Genomic DNA, 22399 nt, shown 5'->3' with positions numbered 1-22399 from the left:
GGATACAGGAGAGAAAATTTGGCAGTTCTCGCAGGCTGCATTTGCTTTAAGGATGATATGCGCAACATCGCCGGAGACGTCGCAAGCTGAGGCGGCTCGGTCGCATCGATACTGTTCAAGGTGAGGGTGAGCCATGTTCGAGGCCTGGTTGTCTTACGGGTTTATTGTCCTGCTTGCGATCGGCGTGCTTGCGTACGTTCTATGGCGCAGGGGTAGCGTGCTCCTGGCCATCGCGTCGATCGTGGTCGGCATTCCGCTGTGGTTCGTATGGGAATATGTGCGTCCGACATGGACGACGGGTGTCGTGACCGGAACGGAAGTGCGCCGCAGCGATGCCGATGCTCAGGGTAACACCAGCGATATTCGATACATCTATATTCGCAACCGGTCGGACCGGGGGCTGGAGCTTGTCAACGAGGACTCCTGGTGGTGGCTGAAGCGCAATAGCGAGCGGGTTTTCAACGACGCCAAGACGGCAGAGCTTCGCAAATCCGAAGTGACCATCCTGTGGAACCGATGGCGCTCCACGCTCTTTTCATTTTATCCCAACGTGATCGCCATCGGCTCGGCTGGCTATTGGCCGTTCTGGTCGATCCGGGTCGTCATTTTTTATGGCCTCTCCGTGCTGCTGTGGTTCGGCTACTTCTTCGGCTTCATCAAGCTCGGCCGGTGGCGCGCCTCGTCCGATGGTCCTCAGCCTGGTCACGGGGCCGACAACGGATAAGTCGCGATGCGTGGTTCGGTGCCGGCTAAGCAGGACTCGGTAGAAGGGTGAAAATCGCCTAGGGCGGGCGACTGCTGCTGATCGAAGGCAAGGTTGCAGCGCAGCCCCCTCTCAGGACTCTTCGCTGCGCGCGACGCTTTCGGTGAGTTCAGGCGAGCAGTATTCCATGAAGCGGTAGGCGTACCGGCGAAGCAGACGGCCCCGCCGGATTGCGATGCTCGATGTGCTTGGCTGGAAAACGCCGGGCGCGGGAAGCCGGACCAGCTTGCGGTCCTGTTCTTCATCGTAGGCGATGGATGCGATGATGCCGACGCCCATTTCCAGCACGGCGTAGGCCTTGATGACATCCGCATCGAGTGCAGTGATTGCGATATCCGGCGTCAGGCCTGCGCCTTCGAAGGCCTGATCGATGCGCCGGCGACCCGTCAGGCCTTCGTCATAGGTTATGATCGGCCACTCGGCGATGTCGGCGAGCGTCACGGATGTTTTGGCCGTCAACGGATGGTTTTGCGGGACCACCACCGCGTGGTCCCAGGTGTGGTATGGAAATGTACGGATGCCGGGATGGTCGTCGAGCGTGTCGGTTGCGATTGCGATGTCGGTCCCGCCTTCGAGAAGGATTGCGGGCAAATCCATGGGACTTGCCTGATGCAGGTTTAACCTCACGCCGGGAAATTCCGACTTGAATCTGGCGATGACGGACGGAAGCGTGTAGCGCGCTTGCGTATGCGTCGTCGCGATCGTCAATGTTCCTTCGTCGCCGCGAGCGAAGTTTGCCGCGACCCGGGACAGATTGTCGGCATCGACGAGCATGCGGCTTGCCAAGCTCAGGACTTCCTTGCCGGGCTCGGTCAACCCAAGCAGACGTTTGCCGCGCCGGATGAAGATCTCGACACCGAGTTCCTGCTCCAAGTCTCGGATGTGCTTGCTGACGCCCGATTGCGAGGTATAGAGCGCATTGGCTGCCTCCGTCAGGTTGAACTTGTTCCTAACGGTTTCGCGAATGATGCGAAGCTGTTGAAAATTCATGCGCGCCTATAGCGCCCGGGATCGGGCTGATGAAGACCAACTCGAAGCGGGGCGATAGTTGGCGGAACGTTGATTGATCGAGTCCGTAACGATACCTGCGGCTTCACCTTCGATGAATAAACAAAAACTTCTTAAGTTATTCCTCGATGAGATAAGCCGCATTTCCGGTAGGAGTGCCGTTATAACAGACGGGCGCGCCTAATTCTGCGAAAGTGTGCAAAGCAAATTTCTTTTTATTCGTTTGTCCGGTTCCGCGAATTTGCCAAAACCGCTCCCTAAGCGATGGGGAGAATGACGATGGTATTGGGACGTGTGGTTTCCTGGTTCGGATTTATCGCGGCGTTTTTGTTCATAATTTCCATTTCGGCATTCGCCGACACGACCACTATTCTCAATGCGTCATACGACGTATCGCGGGAGCTTTATAAGGAAATCAACCCGGCATTCGCTGCCGACTGGAAAAAGACGTCCGGCGCAGACGTTGAGGTCAAGCAGGCTCACGGTGGATCGACGAAGCAGGCGCAAGCCGTCTCGGAAGGCCTCGAAGCCGATGTGGTGACGCTCAACCAGGCGACCGACTTGGATTTTCTCGCGAAGAGCGGCGTCATCGCGAAAGACTGGCGCAGCAAATTCCCGAATGACGCCTCTCCTTATACGACGACGACGGTCTTTCTCGTCCGTAAGGGAAATCCGAAGGGCATCAAGGATTGGGATGACTTGGTAAAATCCGGAATTTCGGTGGTTATCCCGAATCCGAAGACGTCAGGAAACGGCCGATACAGCTATCTCGCAGCTTGGGGCTATGCGCTCGATAAGCTCGGCTCTGACGAGAAGGCGCGTGATTTCGTTGCGAAGCTTTTCGCCAACGTTCCGGTGTTTGATGGCGGCGGCCGCGGTGCGACGACGACATTCACGCAGCGTGATATCGGTGATGCGCTCGTCACATTCGAGAACGAAGCGGCGCAGATCAAAGCGGAACTTGCCGATAGCAATTTCGAAGTCGTCTACCCGTCCGAAAGCATCGAAGCCGCGCCGCCGGTCGCGGTCGTCGATGTGGTTGCGACCAAGCGCAACACGAGCAGCCTCGCAAAGGAATATCTTGATTTTCTCTACTCGGATGCTGCGCAGCGGATCATCGCCAAGCATCATCTGCGGCCGCGCAACGCAACGATCCTGGCAGAGTCGAGCGCAAATCTCCCGCCGATCAAGACCTTCAACGTCGAACAGAAAATCGGCAAGTGGCCGGACGTGCAGAAGACGCACTTCGCCGACGGCGGCGTCTACGATCAGATCACCACAAAGACGAAATGATGGGCGGAAAGCGGTTTTTGAAGCTGATGTAGCCTGAACAAAGCCCCATAAAGCCTGCGATGGACTATGAGTCAAATCTTGGATCTGATACGTGCAAATGGTGAGGCGGAAGCCGCTGGAGCGTCTGGTGCTCCGCGGCTTCCGACTGCCGCTTGGGACATCGATTTCGTTGTGTCGGAATTGGCGGAGGCGCGCTCGAGAAGCACGCGCGTTCTCTCGGCCAGCAACCGCAGGGCGCCGTTGCCCAACCCGCCGCGGCTGCGACAAGCGATCGAGCATATTTACGGATCGTTGTTTCCGCGTCATGCCGGCGCTCTCGATCACAGCGAAGATGCGCTTCGATTTTTTATCGGCGATCGCCTGAACGCCGCGCTGCATATCCTCGTTGAGCAAATTCATCGCGAGCACGCTTTCGTAGATGAAACGCGCGCCGAGCATGTTACGCAAAATACACCGGATGACATCGTCGGAGCGTTCGCGCGGCAACTGCCGCAGCTCTACGGAACGCTCGAGACCGACATTCGAGCCGCATATGAGGGCGACCCATCCGCCAAAAGCACTGAAGAAGTCATCTTGAGCTTCCCGGGTGTCAGAGCGATCATTCATCATCGTGTGGCGCATGCGTTGCACGAACTCGGCGCGCCGGTTGTTGCACGTATCATTGCCGAGCTCGCGCACTCGCAGACGGGAATCGATATTCATCCCGGTGCGCAAATAGGCGCGGGATTCTTCATCGATCATGGAACGGGAGTCGTGATCGGCGAAACTGCGATCATCGGTGAGCGCGTTCGTCTCTATCAGGCGGTGACGCTCGGCGCGAAGCGCTTTTCCGTCGACGAGAACGGGGCACTCGTCAAAGGGCAGCCGCGTCATCCGATCATCGAAGACGATGTCGTCATTTACGCCGGCGCGACGATCCTCGGGCGAGTCACGATCGGCCGCGGTTCGTCCATTGGCGGCAATGTCTGGCTCACACGAAGTGTTCCGGCGAATAGCAATGTCCTTCAGGCCCAGATCCGCAGTGAGACATTCGATAGCGGCGCTGGGATATAAATCTAATATAACGACGTTGACGACTTATCTGTATTCTAGATAAGCAAATATACGAAAAAGAATTCTCTAATATCACAGACGATGGGTAAATCATGGCAGACGAAACGCAGACAGCTTTAGGCGACATCGCAGCTCGGCAATTAGCCAATGCGACCAAGACCGTTCCCCAGATGTCGAGCATCACGCCGCGATGGCTGGTGCACTTCCTGAATTGGGTTCCTGTCGAGGCCGGCATTTATCGCGTCAACAAGGTGCGCGATGCCGATAGCGTCGAAGTGACGTGCTCCGTCCGCGATGAGCGTGTTCTGCCGCAGACATTCGTCGACTATATCGAAAACCCGCGCGAATATCTTTTGAGCGCCGTGCAGACGGTTCTCGATATTCATACGCGCGTTTCTGATCTCTACAGCGTGCCGCACAACCAGATCAAGGAACAGCTTCGCCTGACGATCGAGACGGTGAAGGAGCGGCAGGAAAGCGAACTCATCAACAACAAAGAGTACGGCCTGCTTGCGCATGCGGCCGCGTCTCAGAAGATCAAGACGCGCGCCGGAGCACCGACGCCGGACGATCTCGATGAGCTGATTGCGAAAGTCTGGAAGGAACCGGCGTTCTTCCTCGCGCATCCGCTTGCGATTGCAGCGTTCGGTCGCGAATGTACGCGTCGTGGCGTACCGCCGCCGACGGTTACGCTGTTCGGATCGCCGTTCATCACGTGGCGTGGCATTCCGCTCATTCCGTCCGATAAGGTCGAAGTGAAGGGCGGCAAGACAAGCATTCTTCTCATCCGCACGGGTGAAGCCAAGCAGGGCGTCGTCGGCTTGTTCCAGCCGGGTCTGCCAGGCGAGCTTTCGAAGGGGCTTTCGGTCCGCTTCATGGGCATCAACGATCAGGCAATCGCCTCCTATCTCGTCTCTCTTTATTGCTCGCTGGCCGTCCTGACGGACGATGCCCTGGGAGTCCTGGAGAACGTCGAGGTGGGCAAGTATCATGTCTATAGCTGATCACGCGCGCGAAGCGGCCGATCTCGACGCGCTCGCATCGGCGGCGCGTGGATTTGGACTCGGGTCGACGCAGCCCCCAGCGGGGCTGCCCGACGCAACGGTTCTGACGAAACTCGCGAACGAGCTTTTTGCCGCCGTTCCTGGCCAGTCGATTCCCGTATCGGCTGGACCTTCGCTTTCGGGTTTTGGGGCATCGCCCGTCGAGGTTGGTAGCTCATCGGCGCCGCATGTCGCGTCGGCGGCAACGTCGCCGTTGCCGACGGTGACGTCACCGGCGCAGTTTGCCGGGCCGCAGGCTCCGACGCCGTTCGATTCTTCGGCTCTCGACGAGCGCGTTCTCGACGCGCTGGTCGGCGCCCTCTATCCGACGCCGCCAGCGTCGATTGGCGGACCGTCGCTGCCAGGGTTCGGGGCTTCTCCGGCGCAGAACGTTTCTCCGTATGCGCCGAATGCAAGCGTACCTGAGACGAGCAACTTTTCGGTTGTGTCGGGCACCCCTGGCTCCGGAACGTCGGCGCCAGGCACTCAGACGGCCAGCGGTGTTCCGCAATTCGATCCGTTCGCTGTCAACGTGCTGTCTCAGCCGACGACGGATCTGCTTCCCGCGAACGTCGAAGCCGGTCCGTCACTTTCGGGATTTGGAGGCAGCCGAGATGCATCGATCGAAACAGCGCCGCGCAACAGCGGTATAGAAACACTGCCGGGCGTCACGCAAGGTGCGCCGCCGCAGCCGCCACCCGCCAATCCGCCGCCGCAGGTGCTGACCGATTATTCCGGCATCAGCGCGCCTGCGTCCGGAGGAACGAGGCTGCCTTTGGGTGATATTCCGTTGCCGTTCGAGGCCGAGCTGAAATCGCTGCTGGCTCCGCTGTTCAACGAGACGGTTGCGTCCGGGTTGCCTCCCGGCGCCGGTGGTTCATCGTTCTATTTCCTGGACGCGGCTTCGCCAAACGCGAATGGCATCAACGTGCCGGGCTTGACGCCTGCCGCCATTGCGCCGGCGACATCCGGCCGTGGCTTCGATGTTTCATCGGTGCGCCGTGATTTCCCGATCTTGAATGAAACGGTGAACGGCAAGCCGCTCATCTGGTTCGACAATGCGGCGACGACGCAAAAGCCGAAGCAGGTGATCGATCGTCTCAAATATTTCTATGAGCACGAAAACTCCAACATCCATCGCGCGGCGCACGAACTGGCGGCGCGGGCGACGGACGCCTATGAAGGCGCGCGGTCGAAGGTGGCCCGCTTCCTCAATGCGCGTTCGGCTGAAGATATCATCTTTACGCGTGGCGCAACGGAAGCGATCAACCTGATAGCGGCAACGTATGGCCGTCAGCATGTTGGTCCTGGCGACGAGATTGTTATTACGAATCTCGAGCATCACGCCAACATCGTTCCTTGGCAGCAGCTTTGCCTGGCCAAGGGAGCCAAACTCCGCGTCGCGCCGGTCGACGATCACGGTGCGCTGATTCTGGATGAGTTCGGAAAACTACTGAACTCTCGAACCAAGATCGTTGCCTTCGCGCATGTTTCGAATGCGCTGGGTACAGTGACGCCGGCGAAGACGATCATCGACATGGCGCATCGCGTCGGCGCGCGCGTGCTGGTCGATGGCGCTCAGTCCGTTTCGCACATGAAGGTCGATGTGCAAGACCTCGATGCCGACTTCCTCGTGTTGTCGGGCCATAAGCTGTTTGCTCCGACGGGCATCGGCGCGCTATTCGCTAAGAAAGAAATCATGGACGCGCTGCCGCCTTATCAGAGCGGCGGCAACATGATCCGCGATGTGACATTCGAGCGAACGGAATTCCACGGTTCGCCGCAGCGTTTCGAAGCGGGAACGGGCAATATCGCCGATGCCGTCGGTCTCGGAGCGGCGATCGATTACGTCGAGCGGCTCGGGATGCACAACATCGCGGACTACGAGCACAAGCTGCTCGTCTACGCGACGGAGCGTCTGCTGCAAATTCCGAACCTCCGGATTATCGGACAGGCGCCGGAAAAGGCGAGCGTTATCTCACTCACGCTCAAGGGTGTGCCGAGTGAGGAGATCGGCGCGCGGCTCAACAAGTACGGCATCGCCGTGCGCTCGGGTCACCACTGCGCGCAGCCGATTCTTCGCCGCTTCGGGCAGGAAACAACGGTTCGCCCGTCGTTCGCGTTTTATAATACGTGCGGCGAGATTGATGTTTTGGTCGCAGCCCTGAAGGACATACAAGCTGAGACGGGGCTCGTGCGCGTGTAGGTTCTATCGCGCCGCATGGACGGGGCCGGTTGTGAGCTCCTTTCCTGCAACTGATTGAGTTGACGAGCCGGGGCGCATACGCGCCTCGGCTTTTCTCATTTGTCGGTCTTTCCTGAGAAGCGTACGGCTACAAGGCCTCTCTACGCGCAGAATTCTTATAAATTAGATTTCTCGGCGCACGATAACAGAGCAAACGACTGCTTATCTCGTTTGATGATTTGCATAGTCGAAAATCGATCATATGCTGCCGCACGGCGTTATAATAGCGGAGAGCAGCAATGAAACAGAAAAGTCTGACAATCGGCGCACTCCTTGCGGGCTTTATCGCAATTGCGGGCACATCATCTGAGGCGGGTGATGGCATGTATGCTTCGCAGTCAGGAAACATTGTGACCGCTTGCAGCCGATACGGAAACTATCCCTGCTACACTGCGCCATTGCGCCGAGATGTTCATCGGAAAAAGCTCGTGCTGCGCCATGGTACGCAGATCGATTGCGGGCGCGACTGTGAGAACACGCTTCGAGAAGCGACCGTGGATTTCTGGGATACAATGCGCGAGAATGGCGGTTAAATCCCAAGGCACGATTTAAAAAATTAGAGGACCGCATTCCAATCGGAATGCGGTCCTCTGTTTTCGATCGCTGCTCTTAAACACCTAGACGGGATGAAAAGGGCCTTAGACGGCGATCAGAACTTGATCTGGGCGCCGGCCGTGAAGAACTGGATCGGATCCTGGCTGGAGTGTGCGCCATTGAGTGCCGTGACGTCGAGTTCGACATGCTTGTAGTCGAGGTAGACGTCGACGACCTCATTGAGATTCTGGTTGACGCCAAGGCCCCAACCGCGAATTTCCGAGCTTGCTACACGATAACCCGCGCCGGAAGCACCGTTAAACAGGCTGGCGATATTCACGGCACTGATTACGCCGGTGCTGGAAGAGGTAGAAAATCCGGCGCCACGATCGAGGCTGAAGTACTCGCCGAAGATCGTCGTCTTGCCGATCGGAAAGAACTTGCGTTCAATACCGGCCTGAAGCGTCCAGAAGCTCGTGTTATCGTCGACATTCGTTCCGTACAGATCGTCAAGACCTGCGTCATGCAGACGGCCATAGGCGCCCGAAGCATACAAGCCGGTTTCGATGTGCAGGACCGAGGCGCTCAGACCGATTTCGTCCGTATCACCAGCGCCACGGTTGACCGTCGTAATGTGGCCAGGAGGGCTGTTCGAAACGTCATCTGAGTGCGTATAGGCGATACCGGCCGCAAGTTTGAAGCCAGAGTGCTCGCCCGCGAAGCGAAGCGCGGCGTTCCAAATGTCGTCTTCACCCCAAGCGGCCGAAGCTGTGAAGCCTGCAACCGTCGGCGTCTCGTACTTCACGACGTTGAAGCGATGGCCTTCACCAGGTGCCGTCTGCTGCGCACCCTGAGCAACGAACTGACCGTAGCGGTTGTTGCTTGTCGAAAGAACACCGTTGTTGCGGTAGAGGTAAAAGCCGCTGCCCTGGTCGCCGAAAGTGTTGCCCCAGCTGTTCGTGTACGAGAAGTGGTTGGTGTTGGCGAGGTTGATTTCGGTGATGCCGTCCGCTGCATCCGACGTCTGACCGACCCAAACCTTGCCGTAGTCCTTACCGCTCAAATACCAAGCGCTGTGGCGAACGCTGACGCCGTTATCGGCTCCGGGTCCGAACTGGCTGATGCGGTCTTCACGAGCGCCGCGCAGGCCAAGCTCGAGCAAATAGCCGGCGGTCCAATCCTTGGTGATTTGCGCCTGACCCAAAAACCGTACGCGATCCTGCGCAGTTTCATTGGTCACCACATAAGCATTGCTCCTGTGGCCATCGTCCCAGAACAGAACCGCTTCGTTGACGAAACCCGACACGGTTAGCGAAACCTTGCGGTTGCCCTTGCGGGCTGTCGTCGCTTCGAGTTCAGCGATGCGCTCTTCGAGATCAGCGCAGCAATTCCCCCCGAGATCAGCTGCGAAAACGGGCGTTACGCCCAATAAAACAAAGCTGGAAAACGCGCCAGCAAGAACAGTTCTTGCCTGCGTTTTAAGACCCCCAAACATCTCCGAATACCTCCACGGTCAACCCCAAATCATTGGCACCCCGCGAACGCACATCCCTGTCGATTGTGCGTTCAATGCATCGGCGAGATCTGCATGCTCCGTACGCAGATCGTCTCCGATCGAGTTCCAACTGGAGGAAATAAGGCTTGGCTGACCCTAAAGATGAAATGAGAAGTTGTGCATAGTTTATGCGGTTATCGTTGATATGCTTTGCAGGTTATGTGATTTGCGCCGCCAAATCGTTTTTCAGAATTTCAATATTACGGAATGGCATCCGGAGCTGCGGCTGCTGGAATTTATTTTTTTAAGTCCGAGGATTTGGGTTGCGTGGTAATGCGCTTCGACACGGATTGAGAATTTAAAACCTACGGCACTTTGCGCTATTATCTTAGCGAGTGTCATACGTCTCAGGATGCTCTGCGGACGGTTTGGAACTCTGCAAAATTGACGTTGCCGCTGCGCAACATTTTGTGTTGCGGATTGTGCCATCGATGGGCGGGTTAGCTGGCGAATCTCTTCACAGCCTATCTGAGCAAGCCGTCCAACTGATTGATATCACATGCCAAAGCAGTAACGCAGAAATATGCCGCGAACAGCATAACGGCGGGCCTCATCCCGCAGCCTGGGTGCGAAGCCGCTACATTTTCTTCGGCTGCGGAAACTGATTGAACTGGCTCAGACGGCGCTTCTCGCCAGGCAAGGCGCTTGGACTCGGACGAGCAAAACTTGCCACCTCGAGAAGGTTTTTTCGATGTTGGGGGCTGATCTCTGTCAATCCGGTGCCGGGGAGCGAAACTGTTGTCTGCTGTCGGTTTGGATCCGGCGGGCGCGCACCATTATGGGTTTTGCTTGGTGACGATAATTTTGTGCGATCTTCAGATCGACGGCTTGTCAGTGATCTGCGACATCCTCAGAGAAGCATTGCCTCTTTGTGCAATGATTTGCCCGCTACTCAGATAGCCTTCGCCGTCGCCTCACGCACCGCTGTAAAGATAACACCGGAGCGCACTCCAATGCGCGCTCCGAGCACTCAGGCCTTACCAGCGCAAGAACTCACTTTGCTCATGCGCATAGTGGGTGGTGATGATTTCACTTTCGCCCTCAAATCGCGACAGGGCTTCGGCAAGCTCCGCACGCACGGGCGGAGACACGCGTTTGTCTTCGATGATGCTTCGTACGGCGTACACCAACTCATCGACGCCCGAACCGTCGATCGCCGCCTGAGCGTCGCGCCGGAAGGTCTGCCACATCGGCTTGCCTTTGAGTCGGGCGTCAGTGGGTTTGCCGTTCGCTTGGCAGAGTGCCCGGCTGATCCGCTCGACGAGCGGGGGAAACTGACGAACCAAGGGGTGCTCCTTCGCTTCTCACCAATGTGCTCGATAGGTGCTCACCCGCGCTTTTTGCTCCCTTGGAATTCCGTTTCGTCCCTGAGGCTACAACAGAGCCTTTGTATTTTTTGTTCGTCATCGCGCTACGTCTTGGAGACGTACTACGATGCGTTGCGCCATGCGTAAAACAATAAAATCCGAGAAACTAAACAATTGCATGACGGTATCGCGTGACGGAACGTCGCGAAGCGGCTTGAACGCGTCCGCTGCCGCAAGATTTGAACTCGTGGGCATTGGCCATGCAAGAGAGCGCAGGTGTCGGTGTTGCCTGCGACAATCGTGTGCAGTGTGCCGCTTATTTCAAGAGGTAGGGAATGTTTACCGTCACCGCGCCGGTCGGACAATCGACCGCGCACGGCATGCAGTGCAACATTCATCGTACGCCATGTAGGCTTTCTGCGTGAGGATAGCTAATCCGCAGCACATCGAGCGGACACAGGTCAACGCAAACGCGTGCATCCGTTGTGCGCGACGCATTTGTCGATGACAAATGGAACTGCCGTGGAAGTTTGCGCCGATGGCCCGCTTGCTTTCTTCCTCGCGTACGCCGTGAGTCACGAAATCGGAATCCCGGCTGTCGCCTGGATTCAGGCGGCGTCGTCGTTTCAATTCCAAGTGTGAAGCAGGACCGCCCAGCCCGTGCCATCACGCGCGAGCACGTTGACCCAATTGCCGCCGAAGTTTGCGCCTTCGCCTTTTTCGCCAGGACCGCTTAAGCTCCACGTCCCGCTGGCGATGACCGTCTCTCCGCGATCAGTGACGGAAGTGATTTTTATTTCATGCTTGGTCAGGCCGTTGGCGCGGACCCCCGCGAAGAATTTGGCAATTGCATCTCGGCCCTCGAGCGGTGCGCCCCCGGCCGGGATGACGCGGCCAGATTCGGTATAGAAATGAGCGAGTTTCGCCGTATCGCCGGAGTTGAATGTGTCGTCCCAGGCCTTTGCAACCGTTTCGAGTTCATTCTTCATTTTGATCTCCATTGCAATCGACACGCTTGGCCGGACGTACTATTTGTGACCGTCTGGTCAAAAATAATAATCTTTTGCCGGGAGTCAAACGTAAATGACCAATCGGTCACAAATGCCGCGGCGTATCGGCGGTCAGACGAGACTGCATCTGCCCGCGGCGGAGCGTGAGAGGCAGATCGTAGAGGCTGCCGCGCAGTTCTTTGCGGAGAACGGCTTCGAGGGCCAAACGCGTGAGCTGGCCAAGACCATGGGCATCACGCATTCGGCGATATTCCGCTATTTCCCGACCAAAGACGCGCTAATCGAGCGCGTTTACGAGCATGTGTTTGTCGCGCGTTGGGATGCAAGTTGGAAGACGCTGATCTGCGACCGCTCGCAGTCCATCGAGGCGCGGCTGATACGATTCTATACTGAATATGCGGATCGTATTTTTGATCCTTGCTGGATGCGCATCTTCATGTTCGCGGGACTCAAGGGGCATCCGATGACTCATCGGTATGTTTCGCTCATTCGCAATCAGTTGATAAAGCCGTGCTGCAACGAACTGCGGGCGGAGCTGCGCCTGCCGCCAATTTCCTCCGCCGCCATGACGCCGCGTGAGGAAGAAGCTTTCTGGGGCCTTCATGGAGCTGTTTTCTATTTTGGCATTCGGACGTTCATCTATGAAGTCCGAACATCGCCGAACCGCGCTGAAGTGATCCGCGATCAGGTCCAGATGTTTCTTGCAGGTGTACCGCCGATTTTACGGGCGGCTTTGATTGAGTCGAAATGAAAAAGGCCGGTATTTTTAACCGGCCTTCATCGAAATCGATCATGCCAGCTGAGCGTAGACCTCAATCTCGACTTTCTGCCATGGCCTGAGCATGGACGACACTTGGATGAGCGTACTCGCGGGCCGTATCTTGTCGAATGTTTCCAGGTGTGCCTTCGCCACGTCCTCAGCGTCGTTGACGTCGCGCAGATAGACGACGGTGCGAACGACATCGGCCGCCGTCGCGCCGGCTTCACCCAACGCTTTTTCTATGATCTCGAGCGCCGCTCGGGACTGCGCATAGGCGCCGCTTTTTGCGTGGCCGGCAGGCGCGCACGTTCCGGAAACGTGAACGTCTTTACCGAAACGAACGGCACGCGAATAGCCGAAGACGGATTCGTATGCGCCGCCGGAAGAGATGTTGATGCGCTGAGCTGCGTTAGTTTTTGCCATTCGTGTTTTCCTATTTTCTAAATGTTGATTGCGTCTCGAAAGCGATACCAAGTTTCGACGGTCGGCACGGCGCGCTTGGCAATGGGGTGAGCGGGGAAAGCTGGAAACGTCATATCGTCGAAGGATGTTCGACCGTCGGGCTTGGCGAGAACCTGCAACGCGATCTTGTTGCCGAAGTATGTCGCGCGCGAAACGCCGGTACCGCAGTAGCCGAGAGCATAATGTACGCCGGATGCGGCGCACCCGAGATGCGGAACCTCATCAAACGTGTAGCCGATCAAGCCGTCCCAGGCGTGCGTCACGGGCACGTCTTTCAAATCCGGAAAAACGGCGAGCATGTCGCGCGCGAGGTGGCCGAACGCCGATGGCGATTTATTCGAAGCCAGTCTCCCGATACGGCCGCCCCAGAGGATGCGGCGTGCATCCGGCGCACCCCGGAAATAGTAAAAAACGCGATTGGTATTGCCGTAAACGCGATTGTTCGGCAGCAGCCGATTGAAAAGAGATTCAGGCAACTCGCCTGTTGCGATGATCGCAGACCCAATCGAAACGATCCGTCGTCCAAGTTCCGGTACGAGGCCGTCCGTATATCCGTTCGTGGCAATGATCACGTTTCGTGCAAAACATTCTCCGGCGCTCGTTATAATCTTGAACCCGCCGTTTGTTGCAACGATCGCGGTGACGGGCGTGTGATCGAGGATTGTTCCGCCCGCGCCCTCAACTCTTTCCATCAGGCCTGCGTGATATAATCCGGGATGGAGCGACGCGTCGTTCGGCAGAATAGAGCCGCCGAAGAAGACGTCGCTGCCGATTTCGGAAGACTGCTCGGCCCTCGGCACCATGAAGCTGTTGACACCCGCGATCTCTCTGAGGTCACGCATATCAGCCGCCATTGCTTCGTAGTGCTCAGGCCGGATTGCGGCTCGAAAGCGGCCGCTGCGGCGGAATTGGCATTCGATTTTTTCCTCCGCGATCAAGTCTGCGATATGGTCGAGCATGCGCGTGCCTTCGCGGAGCATGTCCTCGGCTTTTTTCCGGCCGCGCAACGCAATCAGTTTTTTCACGCGGAATTTTTGATTGCCGCTGCCGACCTGGCCGCCGTTGCGCGTGCTGGCGCCGTATCCGGCCCGGTCGCGCTCGAAAACGACGGTTTGCCTGCCATTCCTGAGAAGCGTCAAAGCTGCCGAGAGGCCGGTGAAGCCTGATCCGATGATCGCCACATCGCAATTGCGTGGAACATTCTTTCCGGAATTCGAAGCTCGCTCGGGCAAGGCGTCCCACCAGTAGGGCTGGTAGCGGAGTGCGTGCGCATTCCGCGTTTTTCCCGTTGCAAGCTCCACGGCCGATGGGTTGTCCGGTCTTTCGCCGCTGGCGCTCATGCGTATTCCCCTAAAGTCTCGGTGTTTCATGAGTTACAAAATTATTGCACTGTATGCAATAAAGCTTTATAAGAGATGGCACAAGAAAAAGCGGCTGCGCAATTCCGAATGCCGCAGGAGGAAACGATGTTGCAGGCAGATCACTGGACCTGGCGCCGTGTGCCGGGCCAATACGCGACGCCAATAAATCTCGATGTCGCGGGCGCAAAACAGTTCCTGACGCAAAACCACATTCGCTATGTCCTGGTCCAATTCGCCGACATCTACGGGGTGGCGAAAAGCAAAGCAGTTCCTGTCGAGCATTTTGAAGACGTCCTGACTGACGGCGTCGGATTTGCAGGCGGCGGCGTCTTTGGCATGCGGCTGGCTCCGCACGAACCCGAATACATGGTTGTGGGCGATCTTTCGACGCTAACGCTCATGCCGTGGTCCCCAGGATATGCCCGCGTGATGGGCACGGGGCTCGTCAACGGCAAGCCGCATCCTATCGACACGCGGAATATTCTGAAGGCTCAGACGGCTCGCCTGACAGAGCGCGGGTGGACTCTGCTGACCGGCATCGAGCCTGAATTCTCTCTGCTTCAACGCAAGCCGGACGGGTCTATCGCTCCCTTCGACGGTACCGATAGCTTGCAGAAACCCGCCTACGACTATCGCGGGCTGTCGCGTGTTCGCACGTTCCTCGAGCGCGTCACGGAATGCCTGCAATCTCTTGGCATCGACGTTTATCAGATCGATCATGAGGACGCGAACGGCCAGTACGAGATCAATTTCAAGTATGCGGACGCGCTGACATCGGCTGATCAAATCCTGCTGTTCAAGATGGCGGCCGCCGAGATCGCGCACGAACTCGGCGCGGTCTGCTCGTTCATGCCGAAACCCAAAAGCTCGATGACGGGCAACGGGATGCACATTCATTGCTCTATCGCCGACGGGAACGGCAAGAATATCTTCCACGACGCGTCGGACAATTCCGGCATGGGGTTGTCGCGCATTGCTTACCACTTCATCGGTGGGCTTCTCGCGCACGCCCGGCCGCTGACGGCGTTGCTGGCGCCGTCTGTCAATTCCTACAAGCGTCTCGTGATCGGCCGCACGGCATCGGGAACGACATGGGCGCCGGTCTTCGTCGCTTACGGCGATAACAATCGCACGGCGATGGTGCGCATTCCTTATGGTCGCGTCGAGCTGCGCGTCGGCGATTCCGGAATGAACCCGTATCTCGCGCAAGCCGCGCTGATTGCTGCGGGTCTCGACGGAATCAATCGCAAGCTCGATCCAGGCCCGCCGCAGAACATCAATTTCTATGCGCTCACCGCGGCGGAGATCAAAGAGAGGAATATTCAAATTCTTCCGCAGTCGCTGAGCGAGGCCATCGACGCGCTCGAGCAAAGCGATCTGTTCCGGTCGACACTTGGCAGCGATTTCATCGACGAGTTTGTGTCTCTCAAGCGAGAGGAATGGCTGGATTACCACCGGCACGTCTCCGATTGGGAAACACAGCGCTACCTCAGCTTCTTCTGAGGCGGCGAACATAGCAGGAGAAAATATCATGTGCGGCATAGCCGGACTGTTCATCAAAAACCCGAAGCTCGAGCCACAGCTCGGAGAGCTTCTGACGAAAATGACGTCAACCTTGTGCAGCCGCGGTCCGGATTCCGCTGGTTTCGCGATTTATGGCGCGGGCCAGGACGGCAAGATGAAGCTGACGATCGCGGGGCCGTCAGCGGATTACGATATCGGAGCAGCGGCGGAAAAGTTGCGCGCGGCGGTGGCTCCCAAGGCGCTGACGTCCATTCACTATTCTCATGCCGTGCTGGTTCTCAGCAGCAACGAAGCGCGGCATGCGCGCGAGTGGCTTGAAGCCAACTTGCCGGAAGTCAACGTCGTCAGCGAAGGCAACCGGTTGGAGATCTTCAAGGAGGTCGGGTATCCCGACGATGTTGCGGCGCTGTTTGGTATCGGCGCCATGTCGGGATCGCACGGTATCACGCACACTCGGATGGCGACGGAGTCGGCGGTGAGCACGGATGGCGCGCATCCGTTCTCGACGGGCGCCGATCAATGCCTCGTGCATAACGGCTCGCTTTCAAATCATGCAAGCCTGCGCCGCAAGCTGCAGCGTGACGGCATTAAGATCAAGACGCAGAACGACAGCGAGGTCGCCGCGGGCTACCTGACGAAACAGATGCGGAGCGGGCAGACGCTCGAAGGCGCGCTCAAATCCAGTCTCGATGATCTCGACGGATTTTTCACATTCGTCGTCGGTACGGAAAAGGGATTTGGCGTGCTTCGCGATCCGATCGCCTGCAAGCCGGCGGTGATGGCGGAGACCGACGACTATGTCGCCTTCGCTTCCGAATACAAGAGCCTCGCAGGACTTCCTGGAATTTCCTCCGCCAAGGTTTGGGAACCGAAGCCGGCGACCGTTTATTTCTGGGAGCGCAGCTAATGCCGAATATCGATCTTTCAAAAACACGAGTCCGCGAACTCAATGCGGCGCTGCATCGGCTTAAGCCCGAGAGCAACGAAACCCTCTGGACGATCACCAATCCGGACGGTGAGCACTCAATCGCTGCGGGTATCGATGCCGACGTCACGATCAACATCCAAGGCAATGCTGGTTACTACTGCGGCGGAATGAACAAGCAGGCGAGGATCATCGTCGACGGAAGCGCCGGGCAGGGCGTCGGCGAAAACATGATGTCGGGCCTCATTCACGTCAAAGGCGATGCCAGTCAGAGCGCGGGTGCAACGGGGCGCGGCGGGCGGCTGGTTGTCGAAGGCAACGCGTCGGCGCGCTGCGGCATTTCGATGAAAGGCATCGATATTATCGTCAAGGGCGACATTGGGCATCTTTCCGCATTCATGGGGCAGAACGGACGTCTCGTCGTGTTGGGCGAGGCTGGGGAAGCGCTCGGCGATTCTCTCTACGAAGCGCGAATCTACGTGCGCGGCCCGGTCGCGAGCCTTGGTGCCGACTGTATCGAAAAACAAATGCGCGATGAGCACAAAGCCGAATTGCACGAGCTTCTGAAACAATCGGGCGAGGCGTTCAAGGTGGATGTCGCGGAGTTCCGCCGCTACGGCTCGGCGCGCAAGCTCTACAACTTCAACATCGATAACGCGGGAGCATACTGATGACACAGCATGAGAGGTCTTGGCCGGCCACGACTCCGCGTCCGTCCGCAACTTTCGACGACTATACGCTGTCGGAAATCCGGCGCGCCGCCGCAACGGGAATCTACGATATCCGAGGCGGAGGATCGAAACGAAAAGTTCCCTGCTTCGACGATTTGCTTCTGCTCGGCGCGTCGATGTCGCGTTATCCGCTGGAGGGCTATCGCGAGAAGTGCGGGACGGACGTCGTGCTCGGGTCCCGATTTGCCAAAAAGCCCCTGAAACTTTCCATTCCGATCACCATTGCGGGCATGAGTTTCGGATCGCTATCGGCCAGCACCAAGGAGGCGCTTGGGCGCGGAGCGTCGGCAGCCGGAACTTCGACGACCACCGGCGACGGAGGCATGACGCCGGAAGAGCGCGGGCAATCGAAATACCTCGTCTATCAATACCTGCCGTCGCGATACGGCATGAATCCGGATGACCTCAGGAAAGCCGATGCCATCGAGATCGTGATCGGCCAGGGCGCCAAGCCGGGCGGCGGCGGCATGCTGCTCGGCCAGAAGATTTCCGATCGCGTCGCGGAGATGCGCCAGCTTCCTAAAGGCATCGATCAGCGATCGGCGTGCCGGCATCCGGACTGGACGGGTGCGGACGATCTCGAAATCAAGATCCAAGAGCTGCGCGAAATCACTGATTGGGAAAAGCCGATCTATTTAAAGGTCGGCGCGAGCCGTCCCTATTTCGACGTCAATCTCGCCGTCAAGGCGGGCGCCGACGTCATCGTGCTCGACGGCATGCAGGGTGGAACCGCCGCGACGCAGGAGGTGTTCATCGAGCACGTCGGCATTCCGTTGCTGTCGGCGATTCCGCCGGCCGTGCAAGCGCTGCAGGACCTCGGCATGCATCGCAAGGTGCACTTGATCGTGTCGGGTGGAATTCGGAGTGGCGCTGATGTCGCCAAGGCTCTGGCGCTCGGCGCCGACGCGGTGGCGATCGGCACTGCGGCGCTCGTCGCGCTCGGCGACAACGATCCTAAGTGGGAAAAGGAATACGAGAAGCTTGGCACTCGCGCCGGTTGCTATGACGATTGGCATGAGGGCAAAGATCCGGCCGGCATCACGACCCAGACGCCGGAACTGACCAAGCGGCTCGATCCGGTTGCCGCCGGCCGCCGCCTCGCAAACTATCTCAAGGTCTTGACGCTTGAAGCGCAGACGCTGGCGCGCGCCTGCGGCAAGAATCACCTGCACAATCTCGAGCCCGAGGATCTCGTGGCTCTCACGTTGGAAGCTTCCGCAATGGCGCGCGTTCCATTGGCGGGCACTTCCTGGGTCCCAGGAGCGAGGTAACCTACTCCACGGTTACCTCCACTTGCCGGAGGCGAAAGCCTCCGGCCTTTTTTATGCGTGTGCTTAGGAATTATAGAAAATAATCGCCAGAAACCGTATGCGGTCGTCGAGAAGCTTTTCGGGGCCGTGCACGACATCGCCGGAAAAGGTGAACGCGTCACCCGGCTCGACCAGATACGTTCTATCTCCGAAGCGATACTCCATCCGGCCTTGAAGCATGTAAATGAACTCGGTGCCTGGGTGCGCGAAACGCGGATAGGATTCGCTTTTCTTATCCATCTCGATGAAGAACGGCTCGAAAAGCTTGCGCGGCCCGCGATCGTAGGCAAGCAATCGATACGTGTGGCCGTATTTCGTCCCGACACGGACGACTTCCATCTGCTCCGCCCGTTTGACGAGCTGGGCACTTCCGCGCTGCGTGTCCGTTTCCTTGAACAGATCGCCGAGGCCGATGCCGACGGCCGCGCATAGACGTTCCAGCGCATCGAGGCTGGCCATGGCCATGCCGTTTTCTATGCGGCTCAGCATGGCACTCGATAGTCCAGCTCCGGCGCTCAAGTCGGCAAGCGTTAAGTTGGCTTCCGAGCGGCGGCGCTTGATGACCGCGCCGATGCGGCTCTCGAGTGGGAGATTCGCGAAATCCCTGTTGTCCGCCATGTCGGATGCGGACTTGCGCGTTGCGGGCCGGCGAATTTTCCGCAGCCCCTTCTCTTTGTTCATGTTTAGCTGACGTCCCGTGTTTTTGTCAGCCTATTACGACTCCGCGATCAGCGCAATTTTTGTGCAACGGGCGGCCTTGACTCACGAAATAGAGAATGCTGCTTTGCACCTGATACAAAAGTTTATAATGCACACAATGCAAATTGCTTGCGTTGTATGCAATTATATGAGTTCATCGCTCCCTATAAATCCAAGCCTGAAATGGGCGTTTGTTCCGTAGGGAGGAGCATTGATGACAGTGGTCAGTGAGACGAGAGCGGAGGCATTGACTTCCGCCTCGCAGCAAGAGGATGGCCTCCATCGGGCTATCGACTGGAAAGGAGCGTTCTGGATAGCGAGCGGCGTTCCCGCGCTCGTGATGATTTCAATAGGCGGAATGGGCGCGGCGGCCGGCAAGCTCGCGTTTCTCGTCTGGGGCATTTCTGTTCTGATGGGATTTTTCCAGGCTTACAGTTACGCGGAGATCGCGGGGCTCTTTGCCAACAAATCAGGAGGAGCAGCCGTTTACGGCGCGGCGGCGTGGCTGCGCTATAGCAAGGTCATCGCGCCCTTGTCGGTATGGTGCAACTGGTATGCCTGGACGCCGGTTCTCTCGCTCGGGTGCACGATCGCGGCGGGTTATATTCTGAACGCCATCGCACCCATTCCGACCTTCACCGCAAGCTCTCCGGAAGTCGTGTCATGGCTGCACGCGGCGGCCAACGCCGCAGCGATCGACGGCAAGTCTCTTGAGGAGGCGGCCAAGACGGCCATCGCCGCCGTCACGCAGATGAACACGCCGGCGCTTCGCAGCCTAACGCTGATCAACTTTTCATTCTTCGGTTTCGTCAACGTCGAAATCGGCTCGACCTTCTTCATCGGCGCAGCGTTGATGCTGATGGCGTTCGCCATTCAGCATCGCGGCATTCTCGGAACCGCGCGGGTGCAGATGTGGATCGGTTTGATGGTGGTGGTGCCGATGCTGATCGTCGGCCTCGTTCCATTCTTCAACGGCAGTGTCCACACCGAAAATTATTTTCCGCTCGTTCCTCCCGTCGGTGATTGGAGCAACGGGGGATGGACGCAGTTCCTGGGGGCGCTGTTCATAGCAGGTTGGTCGACATACGCGTTCGAAACTGCCGTCTGTTATACGCGTGAGTTCAAGAACCCGGCCGTCGATACAAAAAAATCCATCGTTCGTGCTGGTCTTCTTTGCGTCGTCCTCTATTCGCTGGTCGCCGCCACCTTCCAGGGCTATCTCGGCCTTGAAGGCATGACGGCGCCGGGAATCGTCGACGGAACGGGCGTTGCGGCAGCGATGGGGCAGATGGTCGGCAGCGGGTCGACCTTCGTCACGCATCTTCTTGAGATGATGATGGTGCTGGCGCTCGTCCTGGCGATCATGATGGCGATGGCCGGTTCGTCGCGGACGCTCTACCAGGGGGGCGTCGACGGCTGGTTGCCGAAGTACCTCAGCCACGTCAACGAACACGGTGCGCCGACGAAGGCCATGTGGACCGATCTGGTCTTTAATCTTGGTTTGCTGTCATTCGCGTCGTCGGACACGAACGCGTATTACTTCATTCTCGCGATCTCGAACGTCGGCTACATGCTGTTTATCTTCCTCAATCTGCAGTCAGTCTGGATTCATCGCATCGATAGCCCGGACATTCCGCGTCCCTACCGTACGCCGAATTGGCTCGTCGCTTTCAATGTCGTCCTCGGCTTCTTCAATCTACTGCTGATGGGCGCCGGCGCGAAGGTCTGGGGAAATCCCAACTCTCTCTGGTACGGGATCGGCTTCGCGCTGTTGATCCTGCCGGTGTTTTTCTATCGACACTATGTGCAGGACAAGGGGAGGTTTCCCGACCACATGCTCGTGGATCTGAACCTTAAGAGTCAGGACCTCGGTGAACGCCGTGCTGGTATGCTGCCCTATCTCACACTGGCGCTCGGCGTCGCGGTGATATTGTTCGGGCATTACTACTTCCAGCTCCCGCCTGCGTAACTCATGATCCGCGCGAGGCAACTCGCGCGGATTTCCTTCGATGGGCGAAGGTCGCTTCGAGCGAAAGGCGATACGCTTCTTCGAAGTGCGGATAGCCGGAGAAAATAAACGCATCGATGCCGATATCGCCGCCAACCTCCGCTGACGCTCAAACCTTCAGAGGAAAATTCGATCTACGATGGGCAGCGATTATTATTTGAACATTCGTTTTTATTTACCAGACGTTCACGCATTTCGCGACGCAACGACGAATTCGATTGACTCAAAACACGCGCGAGCGCCCTTTCGCCCGCGGACGGTGGGTTGCTACGCACGCTAGCGCGAGTTCGGGGATGCTGTTGCGCGTCAAGAGCAGACCAGTAGCAAGCTGGGGCGAGCGTGCCGTTACGTCTTGTTTATCGTTCTCATCGCATTTGATTTTTTTTGCGTCGTTTTTCGACTTGATGGGTCCGCGCATCGCATCGCTTCGCCGGCGGAGGAGTTAAGCGATGAGTCGAAGCGCTCCACCGCATGAACTCGGAATTCCAGAACATAACGACGGCATCGCTGACCGACTACGCAGCGGCATGGTATTCGTTCCTGGCGGGACGTTCCGCATGGGATCCGATCATCATTATCCCGAGGAAGCTCCCTCGCATCGTGTCAGCGTCGATTCATTCTGGATCGATGAAGCACCGGTAACGAACGCCGAGTTCCGTCGCTTCGTTGACGCAACAAACTACGTTTGTAAAAGCCGGAGCAATAATCCCTCACAGAAGCGGCTGATTTGTTCGGCCGCGCCGGACTAAAAGTGCGGCAGATTGGAGCCCTGTGCCTGCGTCGGCGCGAGGGCGGGGATGAAGCAGGT

The 22399-nt window shown here is 57.8% G+C and carries 19 protein-coding genes and 2 pseudogenes; 13 read left to right on the top strand and 8 right to left on the bottom strand.

Features of this window, described 5'->3' with window-relative positions:
* The first annotated feature begins 133 nt into the window (after window positions 1-133).
* A complete protein-coding gene (locus tag WC026_RS12935) occupies window positions 134-724 on the top strand; it encodes a DUF1523 family protein (protein ID WP_372711422.1) in 591 nt (196 codons plus the stop codon).
* 111 nt (window positions 725-835) lie between these two features.
* Here the strand turns inward: WC026_RS12935 and WC026_RS12930 are convergent, their stop codons facing one another.
* Window positions 836-1753, bottom strand: coding sequence for a CysB family HTH-type transcriptional regulator (locus tag WC026_RS12930; RefSeq protein WP_372711421.1), 918 nt, complete (start codon window positions 1751-1753; stop codon window positions 836-838).
* A 297-nt stretch (window positions 1754-2050) separates the two neighbouring features.
* Here WC026_RS12930 and WC026_RS12925 point away from each other — a divergent pair, with 297 nt between their 5' ends.
* From WC026_RS12925 to WC026_RS12905, 5 genes are all read left to right on the top strand, one after another.
* Entirely contained in the window at window positions 2051-3064 is a 1014-nt protein-coding gene (locus WC026_RS12925) for a sulfate ABC transporter substrate-binding protein (protein ID WP_372711438.1), read from the top strand.
* A 66-nt stretch (window positions 3065-3130) separates the two neighbouring features.
* The gene (gene epsC, locus WC026_RS12920) at window positions 3131-4117 is read left to right on the top strand and encodes a serine O-acetyltransferase EpsC (RefSeq protein WP_372711420.1); all 987 of its coding nucleotides are present in this window, start codon (window positions 3131-3133) and stop codon (window positions 4115-4117) included.
* 92 nt (window positions 4118-4209) lie between these two features.
* Complete coding sequence (locus WC026_RS12915; protein ID WP_372711419.1) at window positions 4210-5121, top strand: family 2A encapsulin nanocompartment shell protein; 912 nt, start codon at window positions 4210-4212, stop codon at window positions 5119-5121.
* Window positions 5108-7366: a family 2A encapsulin nanocompartment cargo protein cysteine desulfurase gene (locus WC026_RS12910; RefSeq protein WP_372711418.1), complete on the top strand. Its 2259-nt coding sequence runs from the start codon at window positions 5108-5110 to the stop codon at window positions 7364-7366. The genes WC026_RS12915 and WC026_RS12910 overlap by 14 nt, the downstream gene beginning before the upstream one ends.
* Before the next feature lie 278 nt (window positions 7367-7644).
* On the top strand, window positions 7645-7938 hold the full coding sequence (locus WC026_RS12905) for a hypothetical protein (protein ID WP_372711417.1): 294 nt from the start codon (window positions 7645-7647) through the stop codon (window positions 7936-7938).
* A gap of 116 nt (window positions 7939-8054) precedes the next feature.
* Here the strand turns inward: WC026_RS12905 and WC026_RS12900 are convergent, their stop codons facing one another.
* From WC026_RS12900 to WC026_RS12885, 4 genes and pseudogenes are all read right to left on the bottom strand, one after another.
* Window positions 8055-9434, bottom strand: a complete 1380-nt coding sequence (locus WC026_RS12900; RefSeq protein WP_372711416.1) for a porin — start codon at window positions 9432-9434, stop codon at window positions 8055-8057.
* Window positions 9435-10471: 1037 nt separating this feature from the next.
* The gene (locus WC026_RS12895) at window positions 10472-10780 is read right to left on the bottom strand and encodes a hypothetical protein (protein WP_372711415.1); all 309 of its coding nucleotides are present in this window, start codon (window positions 10778-10780) and stop codon (window positions 10472-10474) included.
* 337 nt (window positions 10781-11117) lie between these two features.
* Window positions 11118-11307: pseudogene (locus WC026_RS12890) on the bottom strand (ferredoxin family protein).
* A gap of 120 nt (window positions 11308-11427) precedes the next feature.
* Entirely contained in the window at window positions 11428-11790 is a 363-nt protein-coding gene (locus WC026_RS12885) for a nuclear transport factor 2 family protein (protein ID WP_372711414.1), read from the bottom strand.
* A 94-nt stretch (window positions 11791-11884) separates the two neighbouring features.
* Between WC026_RS12885 and WC026_RS12880 the strand changes: the two genes are divergently transcribed.
* A complete protein-coding gene (locus tag WC026_RS12880; RefSeq protein ID WP_372711413.1) occupies window positions 11885-12562 on the top strand; it encodes a TetR/AcrR family transcriptional regulator in 678 nt (225 codons plus the stop codon).
* 39 nt (window positions 12563-12601) lie between these two features.
* On the opposite strand, the gene WC026_RS12875 is transcribed toward WC026_RS12880, so the two are convergent.
* Window positions 12602-12994 (bottom strand): Rid family hydrolase, encoded by a 393-nt coding sequence (locus tag WC026_RS12875; RefSeq protein WP_372711412.1) that lies wholly within the window; start codon window positions 12992-12994, stop codon window positions 12602-12604.
* A 17-nt stretch (window positions 12995-13011) separates the two neighbouring features.
* Window positions 13012-14373 carry an NAD(P)/FAD-dependent oxidoreductase gene (locus WC026_RS12870; protein ID WP_372711411.1) on the bottom strand — a complete coding sequence of 454 codons (1362 nt, stop codon included), beginning with the start codon at window positions 14371-14373 and terminating at the stop codon, window positions 13012-13014.
* Window positions 14374-14499: 126 nt separating this feature from the next.
* On the opposite strand from WC026_RS12870, the gene glnT reads away from it, so the two are divergent.
* From glnT to WC026_RS12850, 4 genes are read left to right on the top strand one after another with little or no spacing between them, the layout of a single operon-like run.
* Entirely contained in the window at window positions 14500-15897 is a 1398-nt protein-coding gene (gene glnT / locus WC026_RS12865; RefSeq protein WP_372711410.1) for a type III glutamate--ammonia ligase, read from the top strand.
* A gap of 28 nt (window positions 15898-15925) precedes the next feature.
* Window positions 15926-16825 carry a glutamine amidotransferase gene (locus WC026_RS12860; protein ID WP_372711409.1) on the top strand — a complete coding sequence of 300 codons (900 nt, stop codon included), beginning with the start codon at window positions 15926-15928 and terminating at the stop codon, window positions 16823-16825.
* Entirely contained in the window at window positions 16825-17514 is a 690-nt protein-coding gene (locus tag WC026_RS12855; RefSeq protein ID WP_372711408.1) for a protein glxC, read from the top strand. The genes WC026_RS12860 and WC026_RS12855 overlap by 1 nt, the downstream gene beginning before the upstream one ends.
* Window positions 17514-18845 carry an FMN-binding glutamate synthase family protein gene (locus WC026_RS12850; RefSeq protein WP_372711407.1) on the top strand — a complete coding sequence of 444 codons (1332 nt, stop codon included), beginning with the start codon at window positions 17514-17516 and terminating at the stop codon, window positions 18843-18845. Before WC026_RS12855 ends, WC026_RS12850 begins: the two co-directional genes overlap by 1 nt.
* A 63-nt stretch (window positions 18846-18908) precedes the next feature.
* On the opposite strand, the gene WC026_RS12845 is transcribed toward WC026_RS12850, so the two are convergent.
* Complete coding sequence (locus WC026_RS12845; RefSeq protein WP_372711406.1) at window positions 18909-19565, bottom strand: helix-turn-helix domain-containing protein; 657 nt, start codon at window positions 19563-19565, stop codon at window positions 18909-18911.
* A 232-nt stretch (window positions 19566-19797) separates the two neighbouring features.
* Between WC026_RS12845 and WC026_RS12840 the strand changes: the two genes are divergently transcribed.
* Both WC026_RS12840 and WC026_RS12835 read left to right on the top strand, forming a co-directional pair.
* Complete coding sequence (locus WC026_RS12840) at window positions 19798-21552, top strand: APC family permease (protein ID WP_372711405.1); 1755 nt, start codon at window positions 19798-19800, stop codon at window positions 21550-21552.
* Between the two features lie 566 nt (window positions 21553-22118).
* Window positions 22119-22277, top strand: a pseudogene (locus WC026_RS12835) (formylglycine-generating enzyme family protein); the annotation flags it as partial.
* Window positions 22278-22399: the final 122 nt, after the last annotated feature.

This window comes from Hyphomicrobium sp. (genome assembly GCF_041674905.1).
In the GTDB taxonomy this organism is placed as follows: Bacteria; Pseudomonadota; Alphaproteobacteria; order Rhizobiales; family Hyphomicrobiaceae; genus Hyphomicrobium_B.
Note: the sequence above shows the minus strand (reverse complement) of the source record. Positions and strands in the feature narration are given on the sequence as shown.